This is a genomic window from Photorhabdus khanii NC19 (assembly GCF_000517265.1).
Classification (GTDB): Bacteria; Pseudomonadota; Gammaproteobacteria; order Enterobacterales; family Enterobacteriaceae; genus Photorhabdus; species Photorhabdus khanii.
Map to the genome: position 1 here is coordinate 151,677 of NZ_AYSJ01000017.1, position 13,924 is coordinate 165,600.

A 13,924-nucleotide genomic window follows, 5' to 3' on the forward strand; every position below is an offset into this window, starting at 1 on the left:
CAATTCTCAAATTTCTAACAGATTCGTTGAGGTAATAGATGAAAGGTAACGTTACTACAGAGGGAAATGTTCTTAAAGCCGAAACTCTCTCTCAGATGTCATGTGAAAATATAACTCATAATATAAATGATACATCGATTCTATCACGAACGTGCGTCGTGGTGGGGGGGACGACCCTTGCGGTGTTCTGCGCCGAGCAAATTCAGGCAGCCGGGCATATCATACAAGCGGTGCTATCTACTGATACGGTTTTACAAACATGGGCTGCTCGACAAGGGATTGTTTGTGTGAACTCGGTTGATGCATTACAAGAACACATCACGTTACATCCTGTCGATTGGCTTTTCTCCATCGTCAACCCAATCATCTTGCCGGTGTCGCTAATTGGGCAGATTCGCGGCGGCGCTTTTAATTATCATGATAGTCCTTTGCCACGTTATGCGGGCAATCATGCAACTTCCTGGGCGTTGTTAGCCCAGGAGACGCATTATGCTATTTCCTGGCACTGTATTGAAGGTGGTGTGGATACCGGCGATATTGCCGTGCAATGGCCGGTATTGATTGAGGAACACGATAACGCTTTCTCGTTGAATCTGAAATGTTATCAGGCGGCTCAGAAAGGGTTTATTGAACTTTTGAAAGATTTGGGTCACGGCACATTGGTGAATTATCCGCAGGATCTCACGCAACGGAGCTTCTATGCTCAGTCACGTCGCCCCGATGGAGGGGGGTATTTGTATTGGAAACAATCGGGAGAGGCACTGTCAGCTTTGGTGCGAGCATTAGATTTTGGCGAGAATTACGTAAATCCATTGGGTTGCCCTAAACTGTTACTCGAACAGGGCACGGTGCAAATTTCCTGGCTTCAACGGTTGAACACGTGTTCTGAGGGGGTACCCGGTACACTGATTAAGGTGGAGGAGGATGCCTGGCAGGTGACGACCGGCAGTGAGGATGTTCGTATCGGCGGGTTCGCCACCCTTGAAGGTCACTTGCTGTCTGCCAGGGAGCTTGCCGATATATCGGAACTCAGTCCGGGTAAACCGCTGCCTCTGCTTTCCTCACAGCAGGCTCAAAATATAAAAAATACCCTTCAAGCCCTCGCACCTAGTGAATCATTTTGGTATGAGCGCCTTGCCTCTTTGCAGCCAATCCAGTTACCTTTTGAAATGATGGGGGAACAGACAGAACCCCAATGGGTAATGAGTCCCTGGCAGCCTCCACTGCCAAAAAACGATGAAGAGGAGCCATTACAGGCACTGTTGCAGGTATTGGTTATCTATCTTGCGCGTCTGACTCAACAGGCTGAATTCCAAATCGGTTGGTGCGTGGATGAGGTCAAAGGTAAGTCGGCAGATGTTTTGGCACCGGTGGTCCCCATGACCATTGAAGTGGCGTTTGATAAGCCCTGGAGTGCAGTAGCTGGCTGGGTTGATGATGAACTTGCCCGATTGGCACAGCACCGGACATTTAGCCGTGACCTCTTCACCCGTTCTCCTTTACTGCGGGCTATCCCGGCATTAAGAACCAACTGGCCGTGGCAGATCGCCGTCTCTGTGATACAGGATGACAGACCGTGTGATCAGGAAGTATCCGGCGAATTGCTAACGCTTCAGATGAATGCACAGGGCGGTTTTCGCTGGATCTATGATGAAAATCGCCTGAGTCCGGAAGTGATTTTGCGGATGAGTGAGCATTTATCGGTGCTGGCATTGTCGAAAAGGAGCGGTGATGAAATTCCCATCTGGCAGCTTAATTTGTTGCCGGAGGCTGAACGTACGCTGTTACTGGAAACGTGGAACGCCACAGAAACTGTGTATCCTGATACGTTGTGTATTCATCAGTTGTTTGAACAACAGGTGGAGAAAACACCAGAAGCGACGGCACTGATAGCGGGAGATAAGACCTTCAGCTATACGGGATTGAATACGCGGGCTAACCGGTTGGCTCGTCAGCTGATCCAACAAGGGGTTGGTCCCGGTGATCATGTTGCGTTTCTGTTAGAGCGATCAATGGAACTGGTGGTGGCTCAATTGGCTATTCTCAAAGCGGGTGCCGTTTACGTGCCGATTGATCCCAATGTGCCGGATGAACGGAAAAACTGGTTGATGAGCGATTGTTCAGCCAGGTTGTTGCTCACTGATACACGGGATGATATTCCGGCTAACCTGGCTGTTCCGCTGTTGCGTCTCTTTGATGAGACAGACACGAATAGAGAGGAAGATCGCCTCAACCCTGATTTGCCGCGTTCCAGCACAGAATTGGCGTATATCATGTATACCTCCGGTTCTACCGGTACGCCTAAAGGGGTTCTGGTGCCTCATCGTGCGGTGGTCCGGCTGGTCATCAACAACGGGTATGCTGAAATTGGACCGGATGACCGGGTGGCCTTTGCCGCTAATCCGGCTTTCGATGCCAGTACGTTTGAAGTCTGGACACCATTGCTCAATGGTGGCGCGTTAGTGGTTGTCGAGCACGTCACTTTGCTGACACCGCAAACGTTTGTACAGGCTTTACAGGTTCACCGAATGACTGTTCTGTGGCTGAGTGTTGGATTGTTTAACCAGCTGGCGGCGGAGCTGTCGCTGGTTCTTCCGCAAATAAAGCTTCTGATTGTCGGGGGAGATGCCCTTGATCCCCATGTCATTAGGCAGGTATTGAGCACGAGTCCGCCACAACAGCTATTAAATGGCTATGGGCCGAGTGAAGGCACTACCTTTACGGCGACATACCGAATCAATGCATTGGCGCAGGGAGCGGCCCGTATCCCTATTGGCCGACCGGTAGCCAACACGCGAGTTTATCTGTTGGATGCATATGGTCAGCCAGTGCCGTTGGGGGGGACCGGAGAGATTTATGTCGGGGGAGATGGGGTTGCCTGTGGTTATCTTAATCGTCCTGAATTAACCGCAGAATATTTCCTTGTCGATCCGTTTAGTGATAACCCGGATGCTCGCATGTACCGCACCGGGGATTTGGCACGTTATCTGCCGGACGGCAATCTGGAGTTTCTTGGCCGTAATGATCAGCAGGTTAAAATCCGTGGTTTCCGCATTGAACCGGGGGAAATTGAGGCCCGGTTGGCAGAGTACTCTGCGGTACGTGAGGCTGCGGTGTTGGTTCAAGGGGAAGGGGCGGATAAACGGCTGGTGGCCTATGTGGTGGCACCCGCAGATGAGAAGCTGGTGAACAGTCTGCGGGCCCACCTGAGTGCCATTCTGCCTGATTATATGGTGCCGTCAGCCTTTGTGCGGCTGGATGTGTTTCCATTAACGCCTAACGGTAAATTGGATCGTCGAGCATTGCCGGCACCGGATAATGAAGCCTTTGCCCGTCAGGTTTATGAAGCACCACAAGGGGAAACGGAAATCGCATTGGCGGCGATTTGGCGTGAATTACTGGGGATTGAACAGGTCAGCCGGTATGACAGCTTTTTTACCTTGGGTGGTCATTCGCTGATCGCGATACGGGTGGTTGAACGTTTGCGTCACCTGGGATTGACCCTGACGGCGCGTGATCTGTTCCAGTTTCCGGTGCTATTTGAACTGGCTCAGTCACTGGGACAGCACCAGGCGGTGATAGTGCCGCCTAACGTCATAACACCGGCAACCACGGCACTGACGCCGGAGATGTTGCCGCTGATCGATCTGACTCAGATTGACATTGACTGCATCGTTGGGCGGGTGCCGGGTGGGGTGACCAATATTCAGGATATCTATGCCTTGTCGCCGTTGCAGGACGGTATTTTGTTCCACCACTTACTGGCAAACGAAGGTGATCCGTATCTGTTGACAGGTCAGATGGCCTTTGCTGACCGGTCTCTATTAGATCGTTATCTGGAAGCGGTTCAACGAACGGTTGATCGGCACGATATCTTACGTACCGTCTTTATCTGGCAAGAATTGTCAGTGCCGGTGCAGGTAGTCTGGCGTCAGGCCCAATTGTCGGTGACGGAACTGACATTGAACCCAGCTGACGGCTCGGTCAGTGACCAGTTAACCCGGTGCTTTGATCCGCGTCATCATCGTCTTGACCTAGGGGAGGCTCCGTTATTGCGCTTTGTGGTGGCGCAGGAGACTGATGGCCGTTGGATTGCCCTGCAACTTCTGCATCATCTGATTGGTGACCATGAAACGATGGAAGTGATGCACCGTGAAGTTCAGACGTATCTTATCGGTCAGGAGGATAACCTGCCTGACCCGGTTCCTTTCCGTAATTTGGTGGCACAGGCTCGGCTGGGGGTGAGCCAGGAAGCGCATACCCGTTTCTTTACCGAGATGCTGGTGGCGGTGGATGAACCGACGCTGCCATTCGGGCTGACAGAGGTGCACCGCGACGGCTCACAGGTGACGGAATTTCACCGGATGTTGGCGCCTGAGCTGAATGATCGTCTGCGCAGTCAGGCCCGGCATTTGGGGGTCAGTCTGGCGGCCCTGTGTCATCTGGCTTGGGCGCAGGTGTTATCGCGTGCCAGCGGGCAGGAGAAAGTGGTGTTCGGCACGGTGTTGTTTGGGCGTATGCAGGCAGGGGACAGCGCCGACAATGGTATGGGGCTGTTTATTAATACCTTGCCGTTGCAATTGGATATCGATGAGACTTCGGTACGGGACAGCGTTCATGCCGCCCATACCCGACTCGCCGGATTATTAGCCCATGAGCACGCGTCACTGGCGCTGGCCCAGCGTTGCAGTGGGGTGAAGGGTGAGTTGCCACTCTTTAGTAGCCTGTTGAATTATCGGCACAATACTTTGTCGGCAACGTCAGCTGAACTTATCAACGGTATTGAATTTCTTGGCATACAAGAGCGGACCAACTACCCGTTTGTGCTGTCGGTGGAAGATTTTGGCGGATCCCTGGGGCTGACGGCTCAGGTCGTGCAACCGTTTGATCCGAAAAACCTGTGCGGTTATATGCAGCAGGCACTGGAAAGTCTGGTGGAGGCGCTTGAGCAAACCCCGGAAATGCCTGTTTGGGCATTGGAAATCTTGCCGGAAGCGGAGCGTACATTACTGTTAAAAACCTGGAATGCCACGGAAACTGTATATCCTGATGCGTTGTGTATTCATCAGTTGTTTGAACAGCAAGTGGAGAAAACCCCAGAAGCGACGGCACTGATCGCGGGAGAGAAGACCCTTAGCTATACGGAATTGAATGCCTGTGCTAACCAGTTGACTCATCAGCTGATCGAACAAGGGGTTTGTCCTGGTGATCATGTTGCGCTCCTGTTAGAGCGGTCGATGGAACTGGTGGTGGCCCAATTAGCTATTCTTAAAGCTGGTGCCGTTTACGTGCCGATTGATCCCAGTATGCCGGATGAGCGGAAAAACTGGCTAATGAGGGATTCTTCAGCCAGGTTGCTGCTCACCGATACACGGGCGGATATTCCGGCTAACCTGACGGTTCCGCTGTTGCGTCTCTTTGATGAGACAGATACGAGTAGAGAGAAAGATCGCTTAAACCCTGATTTACCGTGTTCCAGTGACGGATTGGCATATATCATGTATACCTCCGGTTCTACCGGTACACCCAAAGGGGTCCTGGTGCCTCATCGTGCGGTGGTCCGGCTGGTCATCAATAATGGCTATGCCGAAATTGGACCGGATGACCGGGTGGCTTTTGCGGCTAATCCGGCTTTCGATGCCAGCACGTTTGAAGTCTGGGCACCGTTGCTTAATGGCGGTGCGTTAGTGGTGGTCGATCGTGTCACTTTGCTGACTCCGCTGGAGTTTGTACACGTTCTACAGGTTCAGCGAATGACTGTGCTGTGGCTGAGTGTCGGATTGTTTAACCAGCTGGCGGCGGAGCTGTCGCCGGTTCTTCCGCAGATAAGGCTGCTGATTGTTGGCGGAGATGCCCTTGATCCCCATGTTATCGGGCAGGTATTGAGCACGAGTCCGCCACAACAGTTATTGAATGGCTATGGGCCGAGTGAAGGCACTACCTTTACGACGACATACCGTATCACGGCATTAGCACAGGGAGCGATCCGCATCCCTATTGGCCGACCGGTAGCCAACTCGCGGGTTTATCTGTTGGATACGCATGGTCAGCCAGTGCCGTTGGGGGGGACTGGGGAGATTTATGTGGGGGGCGATGGGGTTGCTTGTGGTTATCTTAATCATCCTGAATTGACGGCTGAACGTTTTCTGGTTGATCCGTTCAGTGATAACCCGGATGCACGCATGTACCGCACCGGGGATTTGGCGCGTTATCTGCCGGACGGCAATCTGGAGTTCCTGGGCCGCAACGATCAGCAGGTGAAAATTCGCGGTTTCCGCATTGAACTGGGGGAAATTGAAGCCCGGTTGGCAGAGCATCCAGCGGTGCGTGAGGTTGCGGTGTTGGTACGGGGGGAAGGGGCGGATAAACGGCTGGTGGCCTATGTGGTGGAACCAACGGATGAGGGGCTGATGAATAGCCTGCGTGCCCACCTGAGTACCGTTTTGCCTGATTATATGGTGCCGTCGGCCTTTGTGTGTCTGGATGCGTTTCCATTGACCCCGAACGGTAAGTTGGATCGTCGTGCGCTACCGGCACCGGACAATGAAGTCGTTGACCGCCAGGTTTACGCGGCACCGCAAGGTGAAACAGAAATCGCTCTGGCGGCGATTTGGTGTGAGTTACTGGGGATTGCGCAGATAAGCCGGTATGACAGCTTCTTTGCCCTGGGCGGCCATTCATTACTCGCTATACGTATGATTGAACGCCTGCGTCACCTGGGATTGACACTGACGGCGCGTGATCTGTTCCAGTTTCCGGTGTTGTTTGAACTGGCCCGGTCACTGGGACAGCACCAGGCTGTGATAGTACCGCCTAACGTCATAACCCCGGCAACCAAGGCGCTGACGCCGGCGATGTTGCCGCTGATTGACTTGACTCAGCCTGACATTGACCACATCGTCGCTCAGGTACCGGGTGGGATCGTCAATATTCAGGATATTTATGCGTTGTCGCCGTTGCAGGATGGCATTTTATTTCATCATCTGTTGGCAAATGAAGGTGATCCGTATCTGTTGATGGGGCAGATGGCTTTTGCTGACCGGTCTCTGTTAGATCGTTATCTGGCAGCGGTTCAACGGGTGGTTGATCGGCACGATATCTTACGTACGGCTTTTATCTGGCAAGGATTGTCAGTGCCGGCGCAGGTGGTCTGGCGTCAGGCTCAATTGTCGGTGACTGAACTGACATTAAATCCGGCTGACGGTTCAATCAGTGATCAGTTAACCCGACGTTTTGATCCGCGTCATCATCGTCTCGACTTGGGGGAAGCGCCGTTATTGCGCTTTGTGGTGTCGCAGGAGACTGATGGCCGCTGGATTGTCCTGCAATTGCTGCATCACCTGATTGGCGACCATGAAACGATGGAAGTGATGCACCGCGAAGTCCAGGTGTATCTGACGGGGCAGGAGGATAGCCTGCCTGCGCCGACACCGTTCCGCAATTTGGTGGCTCAGGTCCGGCTGGGGGAGAGTCAGGAAGCGCATACCCGTTTCTTTACCGACATGTTAGCGGCGGTAGATGAGCCAACCCTGCCGTTCGGATTGACGGAGGTGCATAGTGATGGTTCACAGGTGATGGAATCCCACCGGATGTTGGCACCTGAGCTGAATGGCCGTCTGCGCAGTCAGGCCCGGCGTTTGGGTGTCAGTCTGGCGGCGTTGTGTCATCTGGCCTGGGCCCAGGTATTGTCGCGTACCAGCAATCAACAGAAAGTGGTGTTTGGCACCGTGTTGTTTGGGCGTATGGCGGCGGGAGAAGGCGCTGACAGTGGCATGGGGCTGTTTATCAATACCTTGCCGCTGCGGCTGGATATTGATGATACCCCGGTACAGGACAGCGTGCAGGCTGCCCATACCCGACTGGCCGGACTATTGGAACATGAACACGCGTCACTGGCGCTGGCCCAGCGTTGCAGCGGGGTGCAGGGTGAGCTGCCACTCTTTAATAGCCTGTTGAATTATCGGCACAATACCTTGCCGGCAACATCGAATGACATCATAAGCGGTATTGAATTTCTGGGCGCACAAGAGCGGACCAACTATCCGTTAATGCTGTCAGTAGAAGATTTTGGTGAAGCCTTGGGACTGACGGTTCAGGTAGTGCAGCCGTTTGATCCGGAAAGGATAGGCGGCTATATGCAACAGGCACTGGAGAGCCTGGTAGCGGTACTGGAACAGGCCCCGGAAACGCCGGTACGGCAGTTGGAAATTCTGCCGGAAGCAGAGCGTATGTTGTTGTTAAAAACCTGGAACGCGACAGAAACAGTTTACCCTGACCAGTTATGCATTCATCAGTTGTTTGAACAACAGGTGGAGAAAACCCCGGACGCGCCCGCGTTAGTGTATGAAGAGCAAACTCTCAGTTATGCCGAATTAAATGCCCGTGCCAACCAGCTGGCCCATCAGCTGATTGCACTGGGTGTCGAGCCAGATCAGCGGGTGGCGATTTGTGCGTCACGTTCCCCGGCAATGGTGGTGGGATTGTTGGCGGTAATGAAAGCGGGTGGGGCTTATGTACCGCTGGACCCGGCTTATCCTGGTGGGCGTCTGGCCCATATTCTGACTGATGCTGCCCCGGCTATGGTGCTGGCGGATGAAGCCGGTCGTACTGTGTTGGACGAGGAAGCGTTGTCTGCGCTGACTGTGCTCGACCCGAATACCTTGCTTGATCAACCGGATAGTAATCCACAGGTCCCTGCGCTGACTGCCCGGCACCTGGCGTATGTGATTTACACCTCCGGCTCCACAGGGGTGCCAAAAGGGGTGATGATTGAGCACCGGAATACAGTGAACTTCCTGCACTGGGCCCAGCAGGCTTTTGACGCGGAAGAGGTCCGGGAGATGTTTTTCTCGACGTCGATGAATTTCGACCTGTCCATTTTTGAATGTTTTATGCCGTTGTCTTATGGTGCGGCGATTCATCTGGTCGAGGATGTCCTGTCATTGATGCGGCATCCCCGACCGGTGACCTTGATTAACTCAGTCCCGTCGGCGATGAAACCGTTATTGCAGGCTCAGGCGCTGATGGCGTCGGTTCATACCGTCAATCTGGCGGGTGAACCGCTTAAAAGTGCCTTAATTGAACAGATTTTTGAAGAAACGCGGGTACAGCGGTTATGTAATCTCTATGGGCCTTCTGAAACGACAACCTATTCTACCTGGTTGCCGATACAGCGGGGTGACCGGATTATTGAAAGTATCGGGCGTCCGATAGCCAACACCGGCTTGTATTTGCTGGACGGGTATGGTCAGCCGGTGCCGCTGGGCGTGGTGGGGGAAATTTATATCGGCGGGGCGGGTGTGGCGCGGGGCTATTTCAATCGCCCTGACCTGACGGCGGACCGTTTCCTTATCGATCCGTTCAGTGATAATCCGGGTGCGCGCATGTACCGCACCGGCGATCTGGCCCGCTACCTGCCGGACGGCAACCTGGCGTTCCTGGGCCGTAATGACCAGCAGGTTAAGATCCGGGGTTTCCGCATTGAACCGGGGGAAATTGAGGCCCGGCTGGTGGAACACCCTGCGGTGAGTGAATCGGTGGTATTGGCACAGGGGGAAGGGCAGGAGAAACGGCTGGTTGCTTATGTGGTGGCACCCGCAGATGAGGGATTGATTAATAGCCTGCGTGAGCATCTGAGCGTTCAGTTGCCTGACTACATGGTGCCGTCGGCCTTTGTGCGGCTGGATGCCTTCCCGTTAACCCCGAACGGTAAGCTGGATCGTCAGGCGTTGCCGGCAGCGGACAATGAAGCGGTTGCCCGTCAGGTTTACGCCGCGCCGCAGGGCGAAACAGAAATCACTCTGGCCGCGATTTGGCGTGAAATCCTGGGGATTGAGCAAATCAGCCGGCATGACAATTTCTTTGCCCTGGGCGGCCATTCGTTGCTGGCGGTACGGGTGATGAACCGTGTCGCGGCGTTCGGTGTCGAACTGTCGCTGGCGACCTTGTTTAAATTCCCTACTTTGGCGGCTTTTGCCGAGGTCATGCAGGCCCGGTCTGGTCAACCTGACCCTATTCTGCCGGCCATCATGCCGATAGCCCGTGAGGGTGAATTGCCGCTGTCATTTGCTCAACAGCGCCTGTGGTTTCTGGCACAGCTTGAGGGGGTCAGCGAGACTTATCATATCTCGATGGCCCTGCGCTTACGTGGTCAACTGGATATCATGGCCTGGCAAAAGGCACTGGATACCTTGTTTGCCCGTCATGAAGCGTTACGCTCTGTCTTTGTCTCTATTGAGGGGCAGCCACAAGTGCAGCTGTTGGCACCGGATAGCGGCTTGCGGCTATCTCAACATGACCTGCGTGGGCTCCCGGATGAGGAGGGGGTTCTTGAGCGTCTGTGTACCGAGGAAGTTCGTGCGTCATTTAACCTTGACCGTGGCCCGCTGATCCGCGCCAGTCTTATCCGGCTCACCGATGACGAATATCGGTTCCTGCTCATTCAGCATCACATTGTTTCCGATGGCTGGTCTGTCGATGTGTTGATACGTGAACTGAGCGCACTTTATACGGCGTTTCTGGCCGGGCAACCGGATCCGCTGCCCCCGCTGGCGATTCAATACCCGGATTACGCCGCCTGGCAGCGTCAGTGGTTGTCAGCGGAACGTGTTCAGGTTCAATCTGACTATTGGCGTACTCTGTTGGCTGATGCACCGGTTCTGCTGGATTTACCCACTGACCGGCCCCGTCCGTCGGAGCAGTCATTACCGGGCATACCGTGCCGATTAACCTGGATCCGGCATTAACGACGGCGCTTAAACGGCTGAGTGAACAGCACGGTGTCACCTTATTTATGACGCTGTTGTCAGCCTGGGCGGTGGTCCTGTCGCGCCTGTCAGGTCAGGACGATGTGGTGATAGGCACACCGAGTGCAGGCCGCAGTCGTCAGGAAGTGGAATCGCTGATCGGGTTCTTTGTCAATACGCTGGCGTTGCGTGTTGATTTATCNGGTGAGCTGACGGTGACGGAGTTGCTGGCGCGTGTGCGGCAGACCGCTTTAGCGGCACAGGAGCACCAGGATTTACCGTTTGAGCAGGTGGTGGAAATCGTGCAGCCGCCGCGCCGACTGGCGCATACGCCGTTGTTCCAGGTCATGTTTGCCTGGCAGAACAATGAGAACACGGCCTGGCAATTACCGGGGCTGGCCGTATCACCGGTCGATCAGGTCTCTGATATTGATATTGTCAAATTTGATCTTGAACTGAATCTGTCAGAAGAGAAGGGGCGGATTGTCGGTGCGTTGAGTTATGCCACTGCCCTGTTTGATCACTCGACGATAGAGCGGCAGGTGGGATATCTGCACGCGGTGCTACAAGAGATGGTCGCTCATGCTCAACAGCGGATCGGGAAGATTGATATTCTGGCACCGTCGGAGCGCAGGTTGTTGCTGGAAACCAGGAACGCGACGGAAACCCCTTATCCTGACGCGTTATGTATTCATCAGTTGTTTGAGCAACAGGTAGAGAAAAACCCTGACGCTATAGCGTTAGTGTATGAAGAGCAAACTCTCAGTTATGTCGAATTAAATGCCTGCGCCAACCGGCTGGCCCATCAACTTATCGCACTAGGGGTTGTACCCGACCAGCGGGTGGCGATTTGTGTGGCACGTTCACCGGCAATGGTGGTGGGATTGCTGGCGGTAATGAAAGCGGGCGGAGCGTATGTGCCGTTAGATCCGGCTTATCCTGGCGCGCGTCTGGCCCATATTTTGACCGATGCTGCCCCGGCTATGGTGCTGGCGGATGAAGCCGGTCGTGCCGGATTGGGTGAGGAAACCCTGGCTGCGCTGACCGTGCTTGACCCGAATACCTTGCTTGATCAACCGGATAGTAATCCACAGGTCCCTGCGCTGACTGCCCGGCACCTGGCGTATGTGATTTACACCTCCGGCTCCACAGGGGTGCCAAAAGGGGTGATGATTGAGCACCGGAATACGGTGAACTTCCTGCACTGGGCCCAGCAGGCTTTTGGCGCGGAAGAAATCCGGGAGACACTGTTCTCAACGTCGATGAATTTCGACCTGTCCATTTTCGAATGTTTTATGCCGTTATCCTGTGGTGCGGCGATCCATCTGGTCGAGGATGTCCTGTCATTGATGCGGCATCCCCGGCCGGTGAGTTTGATTAACTCAGTCCCGTCGGCAATGAAACCGTTGTTGCAGGCTCAGGCGCTGATGGCGTCGGTCCATACCGTCAATCTGGCGGGTGAGCCGCTTAAAAGTGCCCTGATTGAACAGATTTTCGCAGAAACGCCGGTGCAACGGTTATGTAATCTCTATGGACCTTCCGAAACGACAACCTATTCTGCCTGGATATCGATACTGCGGGGTGACCGGGTAATTGAAAGTATCGGGCGTCCGATAGCCAACACCGGCCTTTACTTGCTGGACGGGTATGGTCAGCCGGTGCCGCTGGGCGTGGTGGGGGAAATTTATATCGGGGGCGCGGGAGTGGCGCGTGGCTACCTCAATCGCCCAGACTTGACAGCGGACCGTTTCCTTATCGATCCGTTTAGTGGTGTGCCGGATGCCCGTATGTACCGCACCGGCGATCTGGCCCGCTACCTGCCGGACGGCAACCTGGCGTTCCTGGGCCGTAATGACCAGCAGGTTAAGATCCGGGGTTTCCGCATTGAACCGGGGGAAATAGAAGCCCGGCTGGTGGAACACCCGGCGGTGAGTGAGTCGGCGGTATTGGTGCAAGGTGAAGGGCAGGAGAAACGGCTGGTGGCTTATGTGGTGGCACCCGCGGATGAGGGGCTGGTCAATAGCCTGCATACTTATCTGAGTGCCATTTTACCGGATTATATGGTGCCGTCGGCCTTTGTACGGCTGGATGCCTTCCCGTTAACCCCGAACGGCAAGCTGGATCGTCAGGCGTTGCCGGCAGCGGACAATGAAGCGGTTGCCCGTCAGGTTTACGCCGCGCCGCAGGGCGAAACAGAAATCGCGCTGGCGGCGATTTGGTGTGAAATCCTGGGGATTGAGCAAATCAGCCGGCATGACAATTTCTTTGCCCTGGGCGGCCATTCGTTGCTGGCGGTACGGGTGATGAACCGTGTCGCGGCGTTCGGTGTCGAACTGTTGCTGGCAACTCTGTTTAAATCCCCTACGTTAAAGGCTTTTGCCGAGGTCATGCAGGCCCGGTCTGGTCAACCGGCCCCTGTTCTGCCGGCCATCGTGCCGATAGCCCGTGAGGGTGAGTTGCCGCTGTCATTTGCTCAACAGCGCCTGTGGTTCCTGGCACAGCTTGAGGGGGTCAGCGAGACTTATCATATCCCGATGGCCCTGCGCTTACGTGGTCAACTGGATATCATGGCCTGGCAAAAGGCGCTGGATACCTTATTTGCCCGTCATGAAGCGTTACGTTCTGTCTTTGTTTCTGTGGATGGTCAGCCACAAGTACGTCTGTTGGAGCCGGATAGTGGCTTACTGTTATCTCAATATGACCTACGCGGGATACCAGATGCTGATGTTGTTCTTGAGCGTCTGAGCGTGGAGGAAGCCCATGCGTCATTTGATCTTGACAGCGGCCCGCTTATCCGCGCCTGTCTTATCCGGATTACCGATGACGAATATCAATTTTTGCTGACCCAACATCACATTATTTCCGATGGCTGGTCTGCCAATGTGCTGGTACAGGAATTGAACACGCTCTACACGGCGTTTATGGACGGGCAATCTGATCCGTTGCCGCCATTGGCGATTCAATACCCGGATTACGCCGCCTGGCAGCGTCAGTGGTTGCTGGCGGAACGGACCCAACGGCAATCCGACTATTGGCGTGCGATATTGGCTGACGCCCCGGTTCTGCTGGATTTACCTACTGACCGGCCCCGTCCGCAGGAGCAGTCATTTGTTGGGCATGCCGTGCCGGTTAACCTGGATCCGGCATTACGACGGCGCTTAACGGCTGAGTGAACAGCA

The 13,924-nt window shown here is 54.5% G+C and carries 2 pseudogenes; both read left to right on the top strand.

Annotation, left to right across the window (positions count from 1 at the left end):
* Window positions 1-38: 38 nt before the first annotated feature.
* Window positions 39-9,968 (top strand): annotated as a pseudogene (locus tag PTE_RS25495) (amino acid adenylation domain-containing protein); the annotation flags it as partial.
* Between the two features lie 135 nt (window positions 9,969-10,103).
* A pseudogene (locus tag PTE_RS27400) lies at window positions 10,104-13,918 on the top strand (amino acid adenylation domain-containing protein); the annotation flags it as partial.
* Between the last annotated feature and the right edge of the window lie 6 nt (window positions 13,919-13,924).